Source organism: Proteus cibi, from assembly GCF_003144405.1.
Taxonomy (GTDB): Bacteria; Pseudomonadota; Gammaproteobacteria; order Enterobacterales; family Enterobacteriaceae; genus Proteus; species Proteus cibi.
In genome coordinates this window covers 207308-231009 of the sequence record NZ_PENW01000019.1, presented here as the reverse complement: position 1 = coordinate 231009, position 23702 = coordinate 207308, and the positions used below count along the sequence as shown (strand labels likewise).

The 23702-nt window shown below is 34.7% G+C and carries 23 protein-coding genes; 9 read left to right on the top strand and 14 right to left on the bottom strand.

Annotation, left to right across the window (positions count from 1 at the left end):
• Position 1 precedes the first annotated feature (1 nt).
• The 3 genes from DK865_RS12170 (at position 2) to htpX (ending at position 2712) form a co-directional block, all read left to right on the top strand.
• Positions 2-820, top strand: coding sequence for a dimethyl sulfoxide reductase anchor subunit family protein (locus DK865_RS12170; RefSeq protein WP_109392024.1), 819 nt, complete (start codon positions 2-4; stop codon positions 818-820).
• A 289-nt stretch (positions 821-1109) separates the two neighbouring features.
• A complete protein-coding gene (locus DK865_RS12165; RefSeq protein WP_100159289.1) occupies positions 1110-1670 on the top strand; it encodes a LemA family protein in 561 nt (186 codons plus the stop codon).
• A gap of 76 nt (positions 1671-1746) precedes the next feature.
• A complete protein-coding gene (gene htpX, locus DK865_RS12160; RefSeq protein WP_109392023.1) occupies positions 1747-2712 on the top strand; it encodes a zinc metalloprotease HtpX in 966 nt (321 codons plus the stop codon).
• A gap of 104 nt (positions 2713-2816) precedes the next feature.
• Here the strand turns inward: htpX and DK865_RS12155 are convergent, their stop codons facing one another.
• The 4 genes from DK865_RS12155 to DK865_RS12140 form a co-directional block, all read right to left on the bottom strand.
• Positions 2817-2999: a DUF2526 family protein gene (locus tag DK865_RS12155; protein WP_023580812.1), complete on the bottom strand. Its 183-nt coding sequence runs from the start codon at positions 2997-2999 to the stop codon at positions 2817-2819.
• 87 nt (positions 3000-3086) lie between these two features.
• Positions 3087-4319, bottom strand: a complete 1233-nt coding sequence (locus tag DK865_RS12150) for an MFS transporter (RefSeq protein ID WP_023580813.1) — start codon at positions 4317-4319, stop codon at positions 3087-3089.
• A 186-nt stretch (positions 4320-4505) separates the two neighbouring features.
• Positions 4506-5276, bottom strand: a complete 771-nt coding sequence (locus DK865_RS12145) for an ABC transporter permease (RefSeq protein ID WP_023580814.1) — start codon at positions 5274-5276, stop codon at positions 4506-4508.
• Positions 5273-6208, bottom strand: coding sequence for an ABC transporter ATP-binding protein (locus DK865_RS12140; protein WP_023580815.1), 936 nt, complete (start codon positions 6206-6208; stop codon positions 5273-5275). The genes DK865_RS12145 and DK865_RS12140 overlap by 4 nt, the downstream gene beginning before the upstream one ends.
• A gap of 786 nt (positions 6209-6994) precedes the next feature.
• Here DK865_RS12140 and can point away from each other — a divergent pair.
• The gene (gene can / locus DK865_RS12135; protein WP_036932822.1) at positions 6995-7648 is read left to right on the top strand and encodes a carbonate dehydratase; all 654 of its coding nucleotides are present in this window, start codon (positions 6995-6997) and stop codon (positions 7646-7648) included.
• 70 nt (positions 7649-7718) lie between these two features.
• On the opposite strand, the gene hpt is transcribed toward can, so the two are convergent.
• Positions 7719-8261, bottom strand: coding sequence for a hypoxanthine phosphoribosyltransferase (gene hpt / locus DK865_RS12130; RefSeq protein WP_109392022.1), 543 nt, complete (start codon positions 8259-8261; stop codon positions 7719-7721).
• A gap of 159 nt (positions 8262-8420) precedes the next feature.
• Positions 8421-10001, bottom strand: a complete 1581-nt coding sequence (cueO, locus tag DK865_RS12125; protein WP_109392021.1) for a multicopper oxidase CueO — start codon at positions 9999-10001, stop codon at positions 8421-8423.
• Positions 10002-10214: 213 nt separating this feature from the next.
• Here cueO and DK865_RS12120 point away from each other — a divergent pair, with 213 nt between their 5' ends.
• On the top strand, positions 10215-10565 hold the full coding sequence (locus DK865_RS12120; RefSeq protein ID WP_109392020.1) for a YacC family pilotin-like protein: 351 nt from the start codon (positions 10215-10217) through the stop codon (positions 10563-10565).
• 122 nt (positions 10566-10687) lie between these two features.
• On the opposite strand, the gene DK865_RS12115 is transcribed toward DK865_RS12120, so the two are convergent.
• Positions 10688-11740: an AbrB family transcriptional regulator gene (locus tag DK865_RS12115; RefSeq protein WP_109392019.1), complete on the bottom strand. Its 1053-nt coding sequence runs from the start codon at positions 11738-11740 to the stop codon at positions 10688-10690.
• Between the two features lie 113 nt (positions 11741-11853).
• On the opposite strand from DK865_RS12115, the gene DK865_RS12110 reads away from it, so the two are divergent.
• Positions 11854-12264, top strand: a complete 411-nt coding sequence (locus DK865_RS12110) for a GNAT family N-acetyltransferase (RefSeq protein ID WP_109392018.1) — start codon at positions 11854-11856, stop codon at positions 12262-12264.
• 18 nt (positions 12265-12282) lie between these two features.
• Here DK865_RS12110 and DK865_RS12105 read toward each other — a convergent pair whose 3' ends face one another.
• From DK865_RS12105 to DK865_RS12090, 4 genes are all read right to left on the bottom strand, one after another.
• Positions 12283-13680 (bottom strand): hypothetical protein, encoded by a 1398-nt coding sequence (locus DK865_RS12105; RefSeq protein WP_109392017.1) that lies wholly within the window; start codon positions 13678-13680, stop codon positions 12283-12285.
• A 52-nt stretch (positions 13681-13732) separates the two neighbouring features.
• Positions 13733-15373 carry a hypothetical protein gene (locus DK865_RS12100; protein WP_109392016.1) on the bottom strand — a complete coding sequence of 547 codons (1641 nt, stop codon included), beginning with the start codon at positions 15371-15373 and terminating at the stop codon, positions 13733-13735.
• A gap of 222 nt (positions 15374-15595) precedes the next feature.
• Entirely contained in the window at positions 15596-16228 is a 633-nt protein-coding gene (locus DK865_RS12095; RefSeq protein WP_006535016.1) for a helix-turn-helix transcriptional regulator, read from the bottom strand.
• Between the two features lie 64 nt (positions 16229-16292).
• Complete coding sequence (locus DK865_RS12090) at positions 16293-16925, bottom strand: TetR/AcrR family transcriptional regulator (RefSeq protein ID WP_109392015.1); 633 nt, start codon at positions 16923-16925, stop codon at positions 16293-16295.
• Between the two features lie 231 nt (positions 16926-17156).
• Here DK865_RS12090 and DK865_RS12085 point away from each other — a divergent pair, with 231 nt between their 5' ends.
• Together DK865_RS12085 and DK865_RS12080 are read left to right on the top strand one after the other, a co-directional pair.
• The gene (locus tag DK865_RS12085; protein WP_109392014.1) at positions 17157-18368 is read left to right on the top strand and encodes a Tm-1-like ATP-binding domain-containing protein; all 1212 of its coding nucleotides are present in this window, start codon (positions 17157-17159) and stop codon (positions 18366-18368) included.
• Positions 18369-18384: 16 nt separating this feature from the next.
• A complete protein-coding gene (locus DK865_RS12080) occupies positions 18385-19212 on the top strand; it encodes a phosphoenolpyruvate hydrolase family protein (protein WP_036911647.1) in 828 nt (275 codons plus the stop codon).
• A gap of 85 nt (positions 19213-19297) precedes the next feature.
• Here the strand turns inward: DK865_RS12080 and DK865_RS12075 are convergent, their stop codons facing one another.
• Positions 19298-20197, bottom strand: a complete 900-nt coding sequence (locus DK865_RS12075; RefSeq protein ID WP_023580827.1) for a diaminopimelate dehydrogenase — start codon at positions 20195-20197, stop codon at positions 19298-19300.
• A 200-nt stretch (positions 20198-20397) separates the two neighbouring features.
• Here DK865_RS12075 and DK865_RS12070 point away from each other — a divergent pair, with 200 nt between their 5' ends.
• A complete protein-coding gene (locus DK865_RS12070) occupies positions 20398-21738 on the top strand; it encodes an MATE family efflux transporter (RefSeq protein WP_109392013.1) in 1341 nt (446 codons plus the stop codon).
• Positions 21739-21790: 52 nt separating this feature from the next.
• Here DK865_RS12070 and DK865_RS12065 read toward each other — a convergent pair whose 3' ends face one another.
• Complete coding sequence (locus DK865_RS12065; protein WP_109392012.1) at positions 21791-22576, bottom strand: hypothetical protein; 786 nt, start codon at positions 22574-22576, stop codon at positions 21791-21793.
• Between the two features lie 110 nt (positions 22577-22686).
• Positions 22687-23304 carry a hypothetical protein gene (locus DK865_RS12060; protein ID WP_109392011.1) on the bottom strand — a complete coding sequence of 206 codons (618 nt, stop codon included), beginning with the start codon at positions 23302-23304 and terminating at the stop codon, positions 22687-22689.
• Positions 23305-23702: the final 398 nt, after the last annotated feature.

Below are 23702 nucleotides of genomic sequence, written 5' to 3'. Positions count from 1 at the left end.
CATGCATGATTATCAACTGCCGTTAGTCCTGTTTACAGTGATGAGTCAATGGGGCATTGGTGCCGTTTTAGCGCTTTCACTGTATCAATGGCAAACCCAGACTCAAAACGTTGCAAGGCTAAATACCAAAGCATTACGAACAACGATTGCACTGATTTGGCTGATTGAAGTTGTCGGCTCATCAATGTCAATGGGACATTTAGGTGATCCGCTTGGTGCTTATCGTTCTGTATTAGGTATTGCTCATTCTTGGTTAAGCCGTGAAGCAATTGCTTTCGTTATACTTAATGGATTGATTTCATTATGGGCATTAGCAAGCTGGATGCAGCCTCATGCTATTCGCCGTAATAGTTTGATTGGATTATTTTGTGGTGTGATGGGATTATCCGTTATTTTAGTTACAGCGCAAATCTATTACCAAATGCAGGCACATCCGTTATGGCATACACCGGCAACACAAATTAGCTTTATTGGTACAGCGTTGTTACTTGGTTTCGGATCGATGATCCCTTGGTTACGTTTGCAAGGTAAATCCATTAACTCTTCATTAAAAGTAGGAGCGTTAATCGGCGCATTATTGGTACTTGTGGGATTAGTGATGAGAGCACAAGTACCCGGTGCAGAGGTAGCAAGCCTATTATTATGGTGGCAAGTCATTGCGAGTCTGATGATGGGTATAGGTATTATTACGCTATCTCACAGTGCTTCATTTAGCAAAACATCACTCTCTATTATCGCTATTTTGATACTTTTTAGTGGCGAAATCACAGGAAGAATGTTGTTCTATGGCAATGTAATGGCGCAAGCACCTTGGTTCTAAACGTTTTATCTCTGAGTTAAATAGTCGCATTAACACGCTTATTTAACTCAGGTTTCCCCTTTATGTTTCACTTGATATTTTTTATTTGCCCTAGCATTACCTTTAATTTTGCCCCGAATTTATTCGGGGTATTTTTTTATCTCACCTCATATTATTGATTTTGCTTTATCAGTACTCTTTTTATCTTTGATGAAATAATCATCTGGCTATCTTTATCAATAATAGGCAAAATTAACATCAATGATTTCGCACAATTCCCTGTTTACTATTAGAAAAGAGAGCGCTTCGCATGACTGGATTAATTATTACCATCGCGTTACTAGGTCTTATTTTTTATTATTACAACCGTATTATCTCTATGCGTGAAGCAGTTATCTCTAGTGAAACTGAAATCTCAGTGCAATTAGATCGTCGTGGCAAAGTATTTGATAGTTTATTAGCCACTGTAAAAAAATACCTTAGCCATGAGTCTGAAGTCTTTACTAAAATCACAGAATTAAGAACACAAGCACAAAGCGCAAATACCAAAGAAGCTAAAGCAGCTGAAGATGAGTTATCAAAAATTGTCTCAAGTGGTGCTATTAATGTTGCGGTTGAAAACTACCCTGAATTAAAATCCGACACTATTATGGCAAATTTACAAGAAGAGATTGTTTCAACAGAAAATAAACTCTCTTTTGCAAAACGCGGTTACAATCGGACCTTAGAGCAATATCGTGCCTTTATCGCCTCTATACCTGCAGTATTTATCGTCAAGATTTTCCCAAGCCTCGTGATTGATAAAGAGTACTGGCGCCTTGATGAAGGAACGATTAAAGCAGAAGAAGCGCGTCGCATTAATTTCGATTAATTTTATAGTAATAAAAACTATTTATTACTTTTAGATTGATAAAAACAGCACTTAGCAGTGCTGTTTGGAGTCACTAATGGATTTCAGAAATGTTCTACGAAAAAATGCTATTCGAACTCGTTTTGTTATAGCCACCTATTTACTCTTAATGCTTATGATCGGTTTGCTGGTGGATACGGCTATTGGCGCAAATCCTTATTTAGATCTTACCGATAATATGTTGGCATTTCTGACGTTCCAATCTCTTCCCATTGCTTCATTTATTATTCTCGCTATCTCGATTTTATTGCTTATCTTTATTCATTTTAAAGGGCATAAAATCATGCTAACGGGAATGAATGCGCGATTAATTAGTCCTGATGACACCTTAAATGCACAAGAACGCCAACTTCTTAATATTGTTGAAGAGCTGAGCTTAAGTGCAACTCTAGGCTACATTCCTAAACTCTATCTTCTTGATACACCGGAAGCGAATGCCTTTGCCGCTGGTTGGTCTGAAAAAAATGCCTTTATTGGTGTAACAACAGGCTTATTAAATCGCCTTAATCGCCAAGAAGTACAAGCTGTATTAGCCCATGAAACAGGACATATTATTCATGGTGATTCACGACTGACGTTATATGTTGGCATATTAGCGAATGTTATTCTGACGGTCACAAATATCTTTGGTAGTCGCTTATATATTGCCTCTGGTAACCGAGGAGGGAAAAGTAATGATGCCGCGAGCAAAGCGAGACTCATTTTAATTATTCTCAACTTAGTTTTGCCTATCATTACACAGGTGCTCTATTTCTATTTATCTCGCACTCGTGAATATATGGCAGATGCTGCCGCGGTTGATTTAACCCAAGATAACCAAGCGATGATCAACGCATTAAAGAAAATTTCAGCACAACATGATACTGAAAATTTTGAAGATGGCTCAACAGGACGTGCTTACCGTAAAGCGGCATTTATTTTTAATAAAGGAGATCCCTTTTTCTCAACACATCCCTCGATTGAAAATAGGATCGCCGTGCTAGAAGGTCGAAAAACATTTTAAGTCGTGTTGATATCATACAGTAAAAATAAAACAGCGTTTGCACCTGTTTATCACTGCGGTACAAACGCTTTTTTAATTCATACGATCTAATAAAATAAGCTGACTTATCGTTGCTTTTCACCGTGATGGAAAATAGCTGTCCGTAAACGCTCTTGTTGCTCATAACGCAGTGGAAATTCAATCGTTTTATCTTTGCCTAATTCCACTAAGAGCTCGTTCATCGTTTGAATATGGGTTGTGGCAATTGCATCATCAACCTGTTTAACCACTTCATCATAATGAGACATCGTTATTTCCTTTTTCTCATAAAAATCTTAATCACTATCATATTACAAGAAAGAGAAATTCTATATTTTTAGTCGTACAAAGCATGACTAAATTGAGTTAAGTGGTTTATTTTTTGTCTCTTGACCTAATAACATTACCGCTAATATTCCAATCACAATCGAAAAACTGAAAATCAGAAATATTGAGCTTATTTCAAATTGATATTGAACCAAATATCCCACCATTAAAGGTCCTAATATTCCACCAATACGTCCAATTGCGGTTGCGGTTCCAGCACCGGTTGTCCGAATTTCATCGGGATATTGTTCTGGGGTATAAGCATATAAAGCCCCCCACGCCCCCAAATTAAAGAACGATAACAACATACCGAAAATAAGTAATGTCGCCGTAGAATCAGCCACACTAAAATAATAAGCACTAATAGCTGTACCCGCTAAATAGGTGACAAGAACAAATTTTCGACCATACCGTTCAATTAACCATGCTGCTGTAAAATAACCGGGTAACTGCGCTAATGTCATGATAAGCACATATTGAAAGCTTTTAATTAAACTAAAGCCTTTTAACATAGCCACACTTGGCAACCATAAGAAAATGCCATAATAAGAAAACACCACACAAAACCATAAGATCCACAACATTAGCGTTGCACGACGATATTGCGGTGACCAAATTAAAGCCATTGATTGGCGAATCGATAGACGTGTTTTTTTCTGTAAAATATGTGATGAGGTAGGTTCAGGTAGTTTTGAACGTAAATAAAGAGCATATACCGCAGGTAATGCACTTAATAGCATCGCCATACGCCAGCCATAATCAGGAATAATAAAATAAGCAATTAACGCAGCAATTAACCAACCAACAGCCCAAAAGCTTTCGAGTAAAACCACAACTCGACCTCGCTCATGAGTTTCTACACTTTCACTCACCAGTGTAGAAGCAACAGGTAATTCGCCACCTAATCCCATGCCAATAAAAAACCGTAAAACAAGCACCACCATCAAAGAACTGGCTAATGCGGTTAATCCACATCCCAAGCTAAACAGCAATAAAGTCAAGATAAAGACAGGTTTGCGCCCTTTTCTATCAGCCATAATGCCAAACACAAACGCGCCAACAGCCATTCCAATTGAATTTATACTACCAATCCAACCCAATTGTGATGCGGTTAATCCCCAATCCTCTTTTAATGCAGTGAGTAAGAATGCAAGTAATCCCACATCCATTGCATCAAAAGTCCATCCCATACCTGCAATACATAAAAGCTTATTACGAGAGATTGCCTCAGGTTTTTTACCTGTTTGGCTTGCCGTTGTCATTACATTTCCTTTTTATCCCCTGCTAAGATGTTTAGTATACTAAACAAGAAAAATCATTTTGTTAATACCTAAGCGTGGATTTAAAGAAAAATTAACATTTATGCTGAAAAAACAGTTGAAAAAAATCGGTATCTCTAATTAAGATACCGATTTCAACTTTTATCACTCTTTCTTCTGTTTTTTTGATTAGCTTCTTAAACCACGGCCTTTTTCAATTAAATACCATGCGATAACGTAAAACACAGTAATGAAAAGACACAGAACACTAATCGTCACCGTTAAAGAGACATCTGTAATCCCCAGAAAACCGTAACGGAAACCGCTGATCATATACACGATAGGGTTTAACTTAGACACACCTTGCCAAAATTCAGGTAAGAGTGACAGTGAATAAAACACGCCCCCTAAATAGGTTAATGGCGTTAAAACAAAGGTCGGGATAATACTAATATCGTCAAAGGTTTTCGCAAAAATCGCATTTAATAACCCAGCGAGAGAAAACACAATTGAGGTCATTAGTAATGTCACCACGACCATTGTCCAAGAGTGTATTTCTAGTGGTACAAAAAACAGTGAAACTAAAGTCACTAAAATACCAACGCAAATACCACGAGCCACACCACCGCCAACAAACCCGGCAATCACAACATGTGTTGGAACAGGTGAAACTAATAATTCTTCGATACTACGTTGAAACTTAGCACCAAAAAAGGACGAGGAAACATTGGCATAAGAGTTAGTTATTACTGCCATCATGATCAGACCAGGAACAATAAACTGCATATAATCAACACCGCCCATATCGCCAATTCGTTTACCAATCAGGTTACCGAAAATAACGAAATAGAGAGACATAGTGATCACGGGCGGAATTAATGTTTGTACCCAAATACGACCAAAACGAGTGACTTCTTTAATCCAAATTGTTTTGAGGGCTACCCAATACAGCTGAATCATTCCCCCTCTCCTTCTACTGTATGCTCTTCATTAACTAAATGAACAAATAACTCTTCAAGGCGATTGGCTTTATTTCTCATACTTAATACTTGAATACCTTGTGCATTAAGTTGAGCAAAGACACTATTTAGTCCTTGCTCTCTTTTAACATCAACTTCTAATGTTGATGTATCAACCAAACGATATTGATAATTTTGTAATTCAGGGAGTGGGCTTTTCGGTGCTAAATCTAAAATAAAGGTTTCAGACTCTAATTTACTTAATAGCTCTTTCATACTGGTATTTTCAACCAGTTCACCACGTTGAATAATACCAATATTCCGACACAGCATTTCGGCTTCTTCCAAATAGTGTGTGGTTAAAATAATCGTAGTGCCTTCAGCATTTAATTGTTTTAAAAACGTCCACATGGAGCGGCGCAATTCAATATCAACACCGGCTGTGGGTTCATCAAGAATAAGTAATTTAGGTTGATGCATTAACGCCCGCGCAATCATTAAACGGCGCTTCATTCCCCCAGATAAAAAACGCGCTCTGTCGTCACGTTTTTCCCATAAATCAAGCTGGGTCAAATATATTTCAGCACGTTCTAACGCTAATTTACGAGGCACCCCATAATAACCCGCTTGATTGAGAACAATTTGTAATACGGTTTCAAAAGGGTTGAAATTGAATTCTTGTGGCACTAATCCTAATTGACGCTTTGCATTAACCATATCGGTATCGGTGTCATAACCAAATACTTTGACTTTACCGCTACTCTTATTAACTAAAGAGCTAATAATACCAATCGTAGTCGATTTGCCTGCGCCATTAGGGCCTAATAAAGCATAAAAATCGCCAGCCTCAACAGTGAGATTAATTCCTTTTAGCGCTTTTACGCCATTGTGATAAGTTTTCGTTAACTCCGTTAACTCCAATGCATACGTCATAAGTGGGAATTACCTTTTATTAACTGCATTATTCAGCATTAACTGAGCTGAAATCAGAAAATAAGCTTAGTTCAAAGAATAAAATGGAATAAGGATATTCTAGAGAAAATAAGGTCGTAAATAAACCGTTTTAGGGCTTATGACACAAACGAATAAATAAATATTTTTTAACTATTGTAATAATCAACAATAAGAGATGAAGATAAAGTAAATTAGCCATCAAGGCTCAAGGTTCTTTTATTTCTTACTGACATTTTGATGTTTTCATTAATTTATCCCTTCGTGCAATCATTTAGCCTAATTGATACCAATAAAATAATTGCCTTTGTTTCTCAAGTTTACTGATGAATATTATCTCGCCACTTACCATCTCAATCAATGATGTTCTTTATTTTTTATCCTTTTTTCTTTCTGTATAGAAATAAAACCAACAATTATAATTATTAGTTTTATTTATATAAAATTTATAAGTATCGATTTTTAAATAATACAACAGTAAGTTTAACAAACAGTTATCTTTTCATACATTTGATTTACATCAAAGAATGTATTGATAAATTCATTAAACAAATGCTATAAAAAGATCTATCTTATTTGAAAGCGAAAAATTACAAGCAATTATCTGTCACTTGGCTTTAAAAAGCCTTCTGATAAATTCAAAAGTAATGGTATAAAAATACCCTTTCTTAATGGATCTCTCGCATCCAACATTAACACAAGAGCTATTTCGTGTTGGCGTACTGTCAGCGCAAATGGTGGGAAACCGAATTTACAGGCAGTCACATCATGATGAGAAAGATTGAAGAGCTGTTAGCCAATAACAAGCAATGGTCAGAATCTGTTACTGAAGAAAACCCTCAGTTTTTTAAAGATCTCTGTAAAGGTCAAAAACCTCACTTTTTATGGATTGGTTGCTCTGACAGCCGCGTTCCAGCAGAAAAATTAATCAACGCAGCACCGGGTGACTTATTTGTTCACCGTAATGTGGCAAACTTAGTCATCCACACTGACTTAAACTGCCTTTCTGTGATCCAGTATGCGGTTGATGTATTGCAAGTTGAACACATTATTGTCTGTGGTCACTATGGTTGCGGTGGTATTGAAGCGGCTATTGAAGGTACCGAATTAGGGCTTATCAATAACTGGTTACTGCATATCCGCGATATCTGGTACAAACACAGTTCAATGTTAGGTGAGCTTGCGCCACAAGACAGATTAAACCTACTTTGTGAGTTAAACGTTATCGAGCAAGTATACAATCTTGGTCACTCAACGATTATGCAAGCAGCGTGGAAACGTGGACAAAAAGTGATGATCCACGGTTGGGTTTACGGGTTAAATAACGGTGAACTACACGATCTTGACGTCACCTCTGATAGCCGTGAAAAACTTGAACTTTCTTATCGTCAAGCAATGGCAAAATTGAGTCATCCACGTTAATAAGATACGTTCTATTAAATAAAAAACCCGCCTAATGCGGGTTTTTTCACTTCTATTTTAAGTCACTAAATTACTCATCTAATAACGTGACATGCCCAATATAAGGCAGGTGACGATAGCGCTGTGCATAATCGATGCCGTAACCAATAACAAACTTGTCTTCGATGGAATAACCAATCCACTCAACAGGAACATCCACTTCACGGCGAGAAGGTTTATCCAATAAGGTACAGATAGAAATAGAAGCAGGCTCACGTAAACTTAAAATCTCTTTAACACGATTTAAAGTGTTACCTGAGTCGATAATATCTTCAACAATCAGAACATCTTTACCACGAATATCTTCATCGAGATCTTTAATGATTTTAACGTCACGTGTTGACGTCATACCATTACCGTAACTTGATACAGTCATAAAATCGACTTCATGGTTCACATCAATTTCACGGCATAAATCTGCCATAAAAATAAAAGAACCTTTTAACAAGCCGATTAAGACAAGATCATGTTGATCTTGACGTGGGCGGTAATGTTCTGTGATTTCACGACCTAGCTCAGCAATACGCTGTTTGATCTCTTCTTCAGAGATCATGACATCAACAATATGTTTCATGATTAATTTCGATTGGGTTAACGGGGAAAGCAAACGATTGTACCAGAACTTCCTTCATCATGCGATGATCTGATTTAATGAAAATAAAGGCACAAAATATCAATTTCATGCCGTTTATTAATTTATCTTACTGATATTGATAGCTTTTAGAGTGATTGATTATTTACTCACAGTAAAACCCGCCATCATTCCGGTATCTTCATGCTCTAATAAATGGCAGTGTGCCATAAACGGATGTGCTTTTGTCGCTAAATGATCGAACTTCACTAAAATTTCGCTAAATTGTCCTTCAACTTTCACAATATCTTTCCAACCTTGGCGATGCTTCTCTGGTGCTCTACCGTTTTCAGATAAAATACGAAATTGTGTACCATGAACATGGAATGGATGTAACATCATGTCACCACGACCGGAAACAACCCAACGCTCATAAACACCTTGTTTCACATCAAATGCCGGTTCAGTCATTGAGAATGGAATACCATTGATACTATTCGCATTATAGATATCAAGATCCCCACCACCATGACCACAATTCATTCCGCCTCCCATCATGCCACTTCCGTTACCTTGGCGCATATGACTCATTCCATGATGAATGCCCGCTAATGCTTTATCACCGTAACGCTCTGTTAATAGCATCATGCCTTGCATATCTAAACGCATATCCATACGTAAATGTAATGTACGAGTTGCAATGTTACTGAGTGTGGGTAATGCCGGAATTAATGCTAATTGATCAGGTAAAGTACCTTGTGCTTTTTCTGCTGATGGTAACAAGCGCAGTACAGGCAATACATTATCAAATGGCGCTAAAACCATCCCCATTTGGCGAACGGGTAAAGTGACAATATCAAAATCACGCCCATCAGAGGTATCCACTAAAACCTCAAAGCGCTCGCCCATTAAAATAGGTAACTCAGTCACTTTGACTGGCTCTGCGAGTAATCCACCATCGCTGGCAATCACATACATGGGTCTGCCATCACTTGTGGCAAGGTTTAGGCTACGCGCGTTACAGCCATTTAAGAAACGTAATCTTACCCAACCTTTGGGCACAATATGTTGTGGTTGAATGGCACCATTAGTTAACATCATATCGCCAAACCAACCAATTGCAGCACTCATTACATCAAGTTGATAATCAATTTGTCCATCACTGTCTAAACGTTTGTCTTGTAAAATAATAGGTAAATCATCAACTCCCCAGCGATTCGGCAATTTACGGCTTGCGGTTTCATCATCTTCAATAATCACTAATCCGCCTAATCCCATAGCGACTTGTTGTCCAGTAACGCCATGAGTATGAGGATGGAACCAGCACGTTGATTCAGCTTGATCTGGTGTGAAAGTCACAGTGCGAGACTTTCCTGGCTCAATCATTGCTTGTGGACCACCGTCTTCTTCGCCACTAATTTCAAGTCCATGCCAGTGAACAGTTGTTGTTTCTGGTAATTGGTTATTGATATTAATGGTAACGGGTTGACCACGTTTCAATTTCAATGCAGGACCTAATAAACTGCCGTTATAACCCCAAGTAGTGGTATCCGCGGCAGGTATAAATTTAGAAAGACCTTGTTGAATATTCAGAACAATCTTTTGTTGAGCATCGGGGATAATTTGAGGTGGAATAGCTAATGAAGGCGTGTTACTTTGGGCAAACGCAAAACGACTCCAACTTGGTAATAATGTGACAGCACTTAATGTGGCGCCTAATTTTAAAAAATCGCGACGTTGCATAATATATTCCTTTGAATAAAAACAAATTATTCTGTCTTTATCGAAATAAGATAAATAAAGAAGTCGTGTAAACTATTACCAATGCTAAAGTTTCCCCTTACTGGAAGGTCAATTTAAAACCCAACAAAACAGCGGGTCTTTGCAAAACTTTTAACTACATTAAGTCAAATAACAAAACTTGCTAAATCATCACACAAAGGAACAGCACGCCTAATGAAAAAAATGTTCGCCTTGTTCTGCACACTAACGTTTTCTTTTTCTATGCTCTTTTCTTCGAGTGCAAAGGCGTTAACTTACACACAAGCAGAAGACTTGGCAGATTTAACCGCTATCTACCTTTTTTTAAATAAAGATTGTGGTTATGAGCAAATATCAAAATCCAAAATTGAAAGAGCCTTAATGGTCTTTTCTCACTCACAGCAATGGGATGTAAGTAACTACTCAACGTTGCCAATGGGTCAATTGAATGAAGATAGTTACAATGATTTAAAAGGTATTGAAGTATCACACAATAAGAAATGCCAATTGTTAGCTAATAAATCACTCAGTTTATTAAACTATTAATGCTTCTATTAAGTCACAATTGAATTGACTGAACAAGATAACCTCTTGAAATAACATGCTTATTATTCAATATAAAGCCGCTAAATAGAGGTTATCAAAAACAAAATGCTCCCTTCTCTATTTTATTCTTCTTTGTTCTGATTATTTTTCTTCTGTCTATATTCATTCCAATACAAAGCAACTGATGGAATACTTTGAATAATCAGCATTCTAAAAATATGATTCGACATAACAAAAGCCGCATCGACATTCATCGTTATCGCAGCGAATGTCATCGCTTCCATACTTCCCGGCGCCCAAGCCAAGACTAATGTAGCCCAAGGAACCCCCGTTAAATAAGCCGCACCATAGGCGACAATCACGGTTAAAATCACATTAATAATAACCACTTGGACAGAGGAAAAAGCATTTTTAATTAATGATGAAAGTGGGAAAACCACAAAGTGAGCACCAATGTTCATACCAATTAACACCATACTCAATTCATTAAGTAACATGGGAAAGGCAATGGATCCGCTAACAAAGGATTGAACCACTATCGCGCTACCTAATGAAGTCAGCATAAAAGGCGCTGGAAATCGGATTTTCTGCAATAAAAGCCCTGAACCTAGCCCTAGAGCAACAATCAATAATAACCACAACAACGAAATAAAGGTCATTTCGGGTATAGCAAATTCAGGCATATTAGCTTTATCTGAACCCACAATAAAACCCGCCATAATAATCAACACCATTAAACGAATGGTATGAGAAATCACGATTTTTTGCGGGGGTGTTTTGGTGTGATCGGTTAATGCCAAAATAGCAGCCATCGCCCCAGGTACAGCCCCAAGCATTGATTCTTCTTTCGTCCACCCAATATGACGATGAAACCAAAAATAACTCACAAAAAATTGAATGGCTAAACAAACAACAAGTGTGAGTAATAGAATAATTAAGTTATCAGCACGACCTAAATGAACTTGGTTAAACATTAAACCAACAGATGAGCCTAAAGTCAGTTGAATAAACGTCAATGTATGCTTAGGAACTGCCAGCTCCCATTTAAAACGATAAGCAATAATGACAACAAGAATTGGCCCAAACATCAGAGCCATAGGCAAACCTGAAAGAGTAAGAACACCACCTATTAATGCACAAAATAGAATACCTGGCAGAGTTTTTAAAAACGACATGTTGTGTTATCCAGCTTTTTTAATTATTGTTTCCATCCTAGCATTTGTATAAATATTTAATAACCAAATAGTGATAATGTAATTATTATTTTTCTTAATATTAAGAGCTGATTATGTCGTTAAAAGTTACCACAAACCCTACCGCCAATGAGATCAACGAAATCTATGAGGGGTTACTGACACATAATCTTCAATTTATTAGTTTTGATCACTACACGCCTATTGCGGTATTTAAGGAAGAGAACGGTAAAAAGATAGGTGGAATAAGTGGTGATATTTTAGGAAACTGGTTACGTATCCGTTATTTGTGGGTAGATAAAGCCTATCGTGGACAAAACATAGGTACCGCGTTGCTGCAAACGATGGAAAATACAGCAAAAGAAAAAGGAGCCAAATATGCTGAAGTGGATACCTTTAGCTTTCAAGCCCTGCCTTTTTATCAAAAGCAGGGGTTTGAGATATTTGGCACGTTAGAAAACTATCCGATTAGTGATAAGAAATATTATTTAAGAAAAACGCTATGATTTTTTATTAATTTTATCTTATTTATTTGTTTCACTCTTATTTTCTTCCGTATCAAAATACCATTGATAATTATCTCGTGAAAATGTTAATTTTTTATCTAAATCCAAACTAGCACCCCCTTCAGTAGAGCACTCCTCTATATCGTGTATCATTGATTCCAATTTATTATTTATTTCATTGAATTTTTCATCTGACTTTAAATCTAGTGTTAATTTATTTATTTTATCCATTAAAATATCATTTTTTAATTTTTTACCATCAAAATTCACCATATCAGAAACTTCATAATCCCATTGATAATCTAAATCATCACTTTCAATAATTTCTTTTGTATTATCTATATCACTGTCTAATGTTGATTTATACTCATCAAGTTCTGAATTATTTTTCTCATCTGTTTTTTTTATATTATCTATTTTATTTCTCAATATTAATTGATAATCATCGACATTAAAGTTATCAACATCAATATATTTAGCACTCAAGTCTTCTTTAGGCGCCTGTTTAGCTATTTCTATTATTGTTTCTACCTCTATATCATGAGATATATCTGTATTTACTCCTATATCAGTCTCTTCAATAACATCACTCTTTGTTACATTATCGTGATCACTAATATACTTCTCCTTCCACTCTTGCTTTAAGCTATCAAAGGAATATCCATTATTAGTGTTTTTATCAAGAGCTATCATCATAATAGTTGATAGTTTTTTTTCTACTTCACTTTTTATATTATTAACAAACCTATCAAATAATTGAGCTTCTTCGACAGCAATGAGTAAAAAATTCATTATTTTTATAAAATTAACCCGTTCTTTTTCTGTCGAGAAATTATGCATAAAATCATATTTTTTATTTAAATGAATATTCTCAAATTTAAATTTTGAATTTATTAATTTAAAAACATTTTTAATCCCCTCATCATCTATTGCATTTATTCTATTTTTAATAATCTCATTTAGCATTTCGGTTATTAACTTACGTTCAGAGCACTCATTCTCTTTATCACTTAATAATAAGAAGAAATCCTTAGCTCTTTTTAATTCAGTCAAATAATCACAATAACTATAAAAATCAAATTTATCATTTGCATGAGAAACAATATCACTTATAGTTTTTAAATTTTTATTTTTTATCTCATCAGAAGCTTCATTAAAAATATTATTGTATTTGTTTTTATCGATATCACTAGATGGTTTATTATTATTTATACCTCTTATAAGAAACCTAATCTCTAATTTATGAAATAAAGAAGTCAATACCTGAATAATTCTCTTTCCCCAAAAAGGGGATACGGGTGTATTTTTCACCTCACTTATATTTTTTGAAATAATGTACTCTTCTTTTTTGGGATATCGATGACTTACTTTAGAAAAAGAAAACTTAGGATTAAAAATTGCATTATTTACATTCATAACAAACACCTAGTTAATATATTTAAATAAGATATTAAACATTATTGACATATCAATAATGTTCAAAATAATTAGCAAAATATTTTCTAAGCACTTCATCTTTCGATGCATCTAAATTTTTAAGACTTAATCCCAAACGACTAAAAATACCGCTCAATGTCGTTTCTATCTTTGTTTCTTGTATCTTTTTAGAACCCTTCCCACCATCTTTCACGACGCCATTATTGATATAATTAGTCGAACTTATTTGGTCATTTTTATTTTCAAATGTTTCATAACTAATTAATAATAAAACAGCATCTTGTGCCCATTTATAATGAATATTATTACTTGAATTTTTAAACAATCGAGTAAGCAAATCCTCTCCATTATCATTTGATTTTATGTTTTCATAGAAACTATCTTTAAGAGAATTTATTATTTTATCTGTTGGGTTACCCATTTTTTTTGAAACATCATCTTTTACTGTTTTAATTAACCCCTCTATTTTAGCAATCGCATTTTTTTCACCAATAAAATCGACATCTTTTGAAAGATTTTTAAATAACTCTTTAGTTAAATTAAAAGAAAGTTCTTTCTTTATACTTTCAACATCATTTTCAAACTCCGTCATCATGTTATTTTTATTTTCCGGACTCATTACAGAATTAATAGTTTTATTAATAACATCATGAATGTTAATCTTATTATTCTGGCTATTAATCTTCTCTTTTAATAAATCCCTCAACTCATCAACCATATTAGAAGAAAAAAGCTCATCAATATTCGAGTTAAAAGTAGAATTTAACTTACTATTTATTTTACCTGGCAAATCAGAATAATTTTCTTGAAATTTACTTTTTGCTATATCTGTTTTAAATTCATGACTTAATATCTTAATATCATTAACAAGTTTGCACTCTAAAGATCTTTCTAACGCTTGATATTTAATCATAATATCTATTTTTTTATGGCTAAGTGCTTTTTTATTCATTACCATATCAATATTATCAACAAATGTTTTATTTAGTTTATTTAGCTTATTAGAGAAATTATTAAAATCTTTATTATTTGATATATCACCAAAACTAAAATCATTTAATCTTTCATTTACTTTTGTTTTTTCAAAGTCTATTTTTATAGGCAATAATGATCTATTTATAAATTTAAGTGGTGAGGAAAAATTTTTAACTAAATTTTTAAAACTTCTTTTTTTCTCACTTTTAAAATAAAGTTTTTGTTCTGTATTTAACTCTTTTCTCCCTGAGTTAGTAATCCAGTCAGGGAGTTTATTTATACTCTCTTTTTTTTCAATGGTTTTATTCTCTACACGACTCACACTTCCATTAATACTAACTGTATTATTTGCGTTTTTATCATTATCAAACAAACCATTCAAATTACTAACTAATTCATCCAAAACACTCAAATCACTTACTTTATTATTGACACCATCTAATAATGTATTCGTTTTTTTAGGATCATAAAGTGAACCCTCTGTAATTTTATTATCTGATACATTTTCACAACTTTCTATATAATTACACGTAGACAATACAGAGGAAGTGGCATTCTTGTTTTTTTCAAAATTTAATATTGAATTTGTATTTTTAATAGATTTAAAATTGGATGAATTAATCCATTTTTCATTAATCTTAGTATTTGTCTTGCTAATGACATTATCAACTTTCTTTGCTATTCCATTAATGCTCATTTTTTAACACCTTATTTGAAAACAATCACAGATAGTCTATCCCTCTTATTTTTTTAAGTTTATAAAAATCGCACAATAGTAATCAATCAACTCTTTTCAATAAAAGAACCATATATAATTTATAATTAAGCATAAAAGTAAAAAAAAGATATCAACAAGTGATATCTTTTTTTAGTTTAAAAATTATATTTCGCTGGAATTTAAAAATAATTTATTTCTTAATTATTCTTTTAAATCGTTATACACCGTTGCTCTTGAAACACCGAGATATTGTGCTGTGATTTCCATTGCCTTACGTAATGAAAGATAACCTTCATCTTGTAGACAAAGTAATAACTCACGGCGTTGATGCGGTTTCAGTGCTCTTGGTGTGACTGAATAAGTTGCAGAAAACTCATCAATACGTTTTTTCAGCGAATCTTCAGTCACGGAACTAAAGGTTTCAATAATATCGTTACCTTCTTCAAGGGTCGCAAATTGGTTAAGTACCATTTGTAATCCTTTGATCATTGATATATCAATATTTAAGCATAACGCAGCAACGTAATTGCCTTGTTTATCTTTAATACCAATAGACGTGCTTTTTGCCGTTCTGCCATCAGGAAACTGGTTAGGATAATTAGCCACGATTTGAGGGAAATCAGACGATTCAATGCGTGCCATCCCCAGCTCAGTTGCTCTATCTCCAACTTTTCTACCTGATAGATTATTTTCAATGACCATAATGGTATTTTCACTATCGGTTAGATCATGAAGTACAACTTCACAAAAAGGCGATAATGTTTTACCAATGCCTTGTGCAATAAATTGTAGTTGTTCTACCAGCCACTCTTGGTCTTCTGTTTTATGTGACATAACGATCCCTGCAATAGCTAAAACGTAAATGATTTATACAATTTTAACTGATTTATTCAAATAATTAATCGTTATCTGCAGGATAATCAGATTTAGCCTGATTTAAAATAGCTTTTGCCATCCATTGGGTCATATCAATGACCTGCTGATCATCCATTTTCCAGATATCTTTCATTACCAAAAAGACTTCAGACCCGTAAATCAAAGAGAATGATTTTATCACCTTATCCCACATTTCTTGAGGATAGTGTGCTTTTAAAGGCTCAATAACTTTGAGTAAAATCTCTTTACGGTGACCGCGAATAAATCGTTTTTCTGCATATTCACTTGATTGTCTCTCTTTTGCCCATTGCTGTAATGAGACTTGTAAGGCACCTCGCAATGCACCTTCATGTTTAAACATTTGTGGATAGGCAAGATTGAGCAATTCAGTAATGCGCTGTTGCGTATTATCTTCAGGAGTGGGCTTCCATGCAATGATCGGCGCTAAACTTGCGTCAACTGTGGCACTAATTAGATCACTTTGTGTGGGAAAATAACGATATGCAGTTGCTCTCGAGACACCTGCATGTGCTGCTAATTCCGACACTGTTGGTAACATTCCTTGCTCAAAAAGTCTCAATGCCGTTGTCACCAATAATTGATGGGTTCTTTTTCGTGTACCGGACATAGCATCCGTTTCGTCATTGTTACTCATAGAAAATCCTTCGTTATTTCAACACGTTAAAGTATCTAATTTATTTTAAGTCAAATACTCACAACACTTAACGTTTACTTTAGGTGATTAATGACACCTTATCGACCTTTAGAATATAAAAATAAAAATAATGAGACAAGAGTCTCAAAACGATGCTATGATAAATGAAACTCGAGTCTCATTATGGTTATAATCTATTCGTCAATAATCATAAAAGGTAAGGGAAGGCTTATGAAACAGTATTCTGGTTCTATTTATATTGCCACAACGCTTGATACTAAAAGTGCTGAGATTTTTTATGTCAGTGATTTAATTAAAAAAGCAGGCCTTCCTGTTAAAACCGTTGACTTGACAACCAAACCCACGGCATTAGCAAGAGATGCAGATGTTACCGCAACAGAAGTTGCACGCTTTCACCCAAATGGTAAAGAAGCTGTGTTTTGTGGCGATAGAGGGAAAGCAATAGAAGCGATGTCAATCGCGTTTGAACACTATTTAACTCACCAAGATGATGTCTTAGCCATTCTTGGGCTAGGCGGTTCTGGGGGAACGGCACTGATTACACCAGCAATGCAATCGTTGCCAATTGGTGTACCTAAATTGATGGTATCTACGATGGCGTCTGGTGATATTTCAGGCTATATCGGTGCAAGTGATATCTCAATGATGTACTCCGTTACAGATGTATCCGGCTTAAATCGCATTTCTCGTAAAGTTCTAAGAAATGCGGCGAACCAAATAGCTGGTGCTGTTTATTTTTACCAAGAAGAACAAGTTGTTGATAAACCCGCTGTCGCATTAACGATGTTTGGTGTCACTACACCTTGTGTACAGCAACTTACTCAAAAACTTGAAAATAATTATGACTGCCTTGTTTTTCATGCAACAGGAAGTGGCGGTAAAGCCATGGAAAAACTGGCAGACAGTCACTTACTTCATAGCGTGCTCGATCTTACAACAACAGAAGTGTGTGATTACTTGTTTGACGGTGTACTTGCTTGTGATGAAGACCGTTTTGGTGCAATCGCCCGTACCAAAATTCCTTATATAGGTTCTTGTGGTGCATTAGATATGGTGAACTTTGGTCGCCCATCGAGTGTTCCTGAGAAATATAGAGGGCGTCAATTTTATCATCACAATGCGCAAGTCACCTTAATGCGCACAACACCAGAGGAAAACCGCCAATTAGGTATCTGGATCGCTGAGAAACTCAATCAGTGTGAAGGTCCAGTGCGGTTTGTATTACCACAGGGCGGTTTTTCAGCTCTGGATATTGAAGGCGGTCCTTTCTGGGCTCCTCAAGCGAACCAAGCTTTTTTTGATGCATTTATAACAACATTTAAAGAGACAGAGACTCGTCAGTTAGTCATCAGTCCTTATCACATAAACTCTGCCGAGTTTACTCAGCAAATTTATGATTTACACCAGGAACTTATTTGTTAACCACGGAGAAAGAAGAATGACTCATTCACGTGAAACGTTACTAAAAAAATTCAATGAGATGATTGCACGCCATGAGCCAATTATTGGCGGTGGTGCAGGTACAGGCCTTTCAGCTAAATGTGAAGAAGCTGGGGGTATTGACCTTATCGTTATTTATAACTCTGGTCGTTATCGTATGGCAGGCCGTGGTTCTTTAGCGGGTTTATTAGCGTATGGTAATGCTAATGAAATCGTGATGGATATGGCAAAAGAAGTATTACCTGTTGTTAAACAGACTCCTGTACTTGCGGGCGTTAATGGTACAGATCCTTTCTGTAACTTTGATAAATTCTTAGATGAAGTTAAAGCAACAGGTTTTGCTGGCGTACAGAATTTCCCAACCGTAGGTCTGATTGATGGTAATTTCCGGGCTAATTTAGAAGAAACCGGTATGGGCTATGATCTTGAAGTGGAGATGATCCGCAAAGCTCATGAGAAAGATCTACTCACCACACCTTATGTCTTTAGCCGTGAAGATGCGATTGCAATGACTGAAGCTGGCGCAGATATTATTGTGCCTCATATGGGATTAACAACAGGCGGTAATATTGGTGCGGAAACAGCATTAACTTTAGCGGACTGTGTGCCTTTAATTAATGACTGGGCAAAAGCAGCAAAAGCGGTACGTTCTGATGTCATTGTGCTCTGTCATGGTGGTCCGATTGCAACGCCAGAAGATGCACAATATATCCTTGATAACTGCCCAGATTGTCACGGCTTTTATGGTGCAAGTTCGATGGAACGTTTACCCACAGAAGTGGCATTAACTGCAACGACCAAAGAATTTAAAAGTATTAAACGCTAATTCAAAATCATCAAGTTTGCCTAAGCGTTAATCTATATTGCCCACTTTATGTGGGCAATATTTTATGCAGACTCGCTTAATCGAATTAGACGAGTTTTGCGATTAATGTATTTAAATCACCCGCTAAGAAATCAACGGGTGGAATTTCAATCACCGTATAAGCACCTGCACGTTGTTTCATACTTGCTCTTGCGGCTGAAACCATAAATTGAGAGGTTAAAGCAGGGTTATTTATACGCATCGAATATTCAAATAATTGGTTATGTGTCTTACCCGAAACCCCTTTATGCGTCATTTGTACACCATGTCCCACATCTTTTAAGCTATCAACACAATCGACTTGCTTAATATGCGTTTCATCAGAAGAGAAATAACTATCTGCTTTAATAGATTGCTCTACTTGATTAAAATCTGCTCCAGCTTCTAATTCCACGTAAACCATACGACGATGGACTCCAGTTCCTAATGGAATAGTCATTGAAAGCGCATCTTTTACACCCTCAATGGCTTTAGCCGCTACGCTATGCCCCATACTCATACCAGGACCAAAGTTCGTATACGTGATCCCTTTTGGTGCCATGGCTAACATTAACGTACGAATAATAGAATCTGAACCCGGGTCCCAACCCGCAGAAATAACCGCTACACGGTCATGTTTTTTTGCAACGTCATCTAATTCTGTTTTTAATGACACAATTTCACTGTGAACATCAAAACTATCTACTGTATTAATGCCTAAGCTTAAAATAGATTTAGCTAATTCTTTAATGGCACGAGTCGGTGAACATAAGAGAGCAACATCAACATTACCTAATGTTTTAATATCGTTAGTCACGGTAATATTTTGCAGTTCTTCTGGAATATTATTGATATCACGACGAACAACACCCATTAATTCAAAATCTTGAGCAGCTTGAACCGCTTCTAATGCAAATCGACCAATATTGCCATAACCGACAATCGCCACTTTTATTTTAGTATTCATTGATTCCCCTGACTTTAATGTTAATCATCTCTTAATGATAATAGTGATTAGTTATCAATGAATAAACCATATAAACATCTTTTTTGCCAGATAAACATTATTTGCGCTATTACCTTATAAATAAACCTTGTAGAATTCATTATCTTCCTACGCGTTATATTAATAATATCGATTTCACTCTGTTTTTAAGAAGGTTTTCAATGCATCAATCTGATGTAGCGGATCGCTCGCTTTTTTCCCTTAGTTGGCCAATATTTATAGATATTTTCCTACATCTAGCCACACTATTGATTAATACTTACATGGTAAGCCACGTTTCCACTGCTTACTTAGCCGCTATGGGCGTCGGTAACCAAGTCTTTGATCTTTTCATCACCATTTTTAGCTTTATTAGTGTGGGATGTAGTGTTGTTATTGCCCAATACTTAGGCGCCGGTAAAAAAGAAAAAGCCAGCCAAGCAATTCATATTTCTATCGCGTTTAACTCATTGTTAGGTATGAGTAGTGCCTTGATCATTCTTTTCTTTGGCTACAATATTCTACATATTATGAATACGCCAGAGCATTTAGTGCAAGATGGCTATAACTACCTACATATTATTGGTATTTGCCTTATTCCTGAGGCAATTTCGATTATTCTTGCCGCTTGTCTGAGAGTGTATGGCAAGTCTAAAGCAGCGATGTATGTCACATTGATCGCCAATATTGTTACTGTTATTGGCAATATGATTGTGCTTTATGGCTTTTTTGGTTTACCACAATACGGATTAGTCGGCGTTGCTTGGTCCACTGTTGTTGGTCGTATTATTGCAGTTATTTTACTGTGTGGATTACTGTTCTACGGTTTACGTATTAAATTCGAAGCCAAACAACTCGTCGTATGGTCTAAAAATATGTTAGGGAAAATCCTACATATCGGTTTACCTGCTGCGGGTGAAAACTTGGTTTGGATTTTACATTATATGACTGCATCTGCCTTTATTGGATTAATGGGTGAAGTCCCTCTTGCTGCACAGACCCTCTATTTCCAACTGTCATTATTTTTAATGCTTTTTGGTATCGCAATTAGTATTGGTAATGAAATATTAGTGGGTCACTTAGTTGGAGCCAAACGCTTTGATGACGCTTTCGCTAGAGGCTGGAAAAGCTTAAAAACGGGAGTGATATTTACCATCGGGGTGGTTATTGTTTATTGGTTTATGCGTGATCCTATTTTGTATTCCATTACAGAAGATCAACGCATTATTGACCAATTAATTCCTCTATTTATTTTGTCGGTCTTTTTAGAACCAGGGCGTACTTTTAATATTGTGATGGTTAACGCCTTACGTGCAGCAGGAGATGCGAAATTCCCATTAATTACCGCGATTTGCTTTATGTGGGGTGTTGCTATTCCAGTGGGTTATTTCCTTGGTATAAAAATGGAAATGGGCTTAGTCGGGATCTGGATTGGCTTCCTTTGTGATGAATGGCTACGTGGTTTAACTAACGCATGGCGTTGGCGCTCTCGTAAATGGCAAACTAAACGTTTGGATATATAACATCCCCCCTTTCGATTTCCCCCCGATATTTTCATCGGGGGAAGTCAAAGACTTAAATAATATTATTGTCTTTTAATATTAAACTTTTTAGAAGAACAATAGAATTTAAGCGCCTTTTTAAATCTTCATTTACCTTGATTTTATTATTATTAGATTTATTAAAATCATCTATAAATCGATAAATAAATCGACTAATTAAAAATGAGTCTTGTATCTCATATTGCTCCTCATATTTTTCACATGAGGAAAACAATTCACTTAATGGGATATCATTTATAACCTTAATAAGGTTATCTTTGAAATTTCCTTTCAGTTGATTATTAGTGGAGATAACGTTAGATAACTCATCAATCAATTCTAGTTTTTCTTTTAAAAGACAATTATTATCTATAGTTTCATAAATATTTTCTTCAATAGATTTATCAATAGTGCTTTCTAAGGATTTTTTAGTTAATAGCTGATTAACATCATATCCTTTATTTTTTAAATCACTAAATATTTTTTCTATTTCTTTCTCATCTAGATCGACAAAAAAATTAATTTTTCTATTTTCAATAAATAAACTTTTATTAAAAAAATAACCATGAGATAGTTCATCATAATAAATCTCGTGAGAATTGGAGATACTCCCCATCGTTCTACTCATAGCCATATAAATAGGTTCTTCTTTCACATCAATTAATTTACTATTTAAGTCTTTAGTATCGACAAACTTACCTGATGAATTTTCTACTGATAATACCGAGTCTCGATTAATACAGAGAGCACTATCTGATAGATGATTTGATAAAATTGAAGACATTCCTTGTGGTATTATGTTTATATTTTCAAGATACATTATTATCATCCTATTAGTTCAACATAGATGATATTATATATTTTGATTTTTCTCCATCTACCATTTATCCACCATCTATATAAATAATTTTTTACAAAAAATATATAAAACTAATTTTTGTAAAGAATAATATCGACAGTATTATTAATACTATCTTGTAAAAAATATTTATAACTATCAATATTTCCAATATTAGATTTTATCTTATCATCTGAATTTAATAGAGTATCAACTATTGAACCCATAAAATCGTCTTTAACTTTCGTTAAAGATGTTTTATCATCAGAAAATAAAATCCATTTAGAATTAAAATATAGCTCATTCTTAAATTCTGTAATTTTTTCTTTCTCTAATGTAGGTATTTCCTCCAAAGAGGAAATAATATCATTAATTACCATTTCTTTTATTTCATCACTTTTTACTTTTCTTTGTGCTCTAGATAAATATCCATCAAAAACTTCATTAATCTCTTTTTTGTTTTTTATTTCTTTATTATCTAATTTTATAGCATTGCTTTCGTTCTTATTATTTTCATTTTTAATATTAGAAATACTGTTTTTTAGTCCTAAAAAATTATTTTCTATATTAGAATTGGGTTTTATAAAGCTAACAATTGTATTATAACAACTTAATATCATCCCATTTATAACATTTTTAATTTTACTGCCTTTGTTTTCAATGTTTCTTATCGCTAAAAATGTGTCTCTAACTATATTATTTATATACATATATCCCCCTAATCGTGTTAGGCGAATTAAACTGTATATCATAATCGCTGTCTATCAATAAGTTATGTTTTTTTAATCATTATTAGCGAAAAATCTTCATAAAAAAGTTAATTAAATATAATTATTAAATAAAACAATACATTAAAATAAATAATGATTAATTTTATATTTTTAACATATTTAATACCGAGTCTATTTTTTTATGATTAAGATCACAGAAAAACGGGACCATAAGTTAAATCAAATAACTTCACATACACAAAACACGTTTTTTTTTAATAAATAAAAAACCAAAAATAAAATATTGATTAACATTAAACTTTTCTTGTAAAAAAAATTATTTTTTCATAATTCACTACTGTTTTTTTTATGATAAAAGTAAGTGTTGGCTTTTTCTT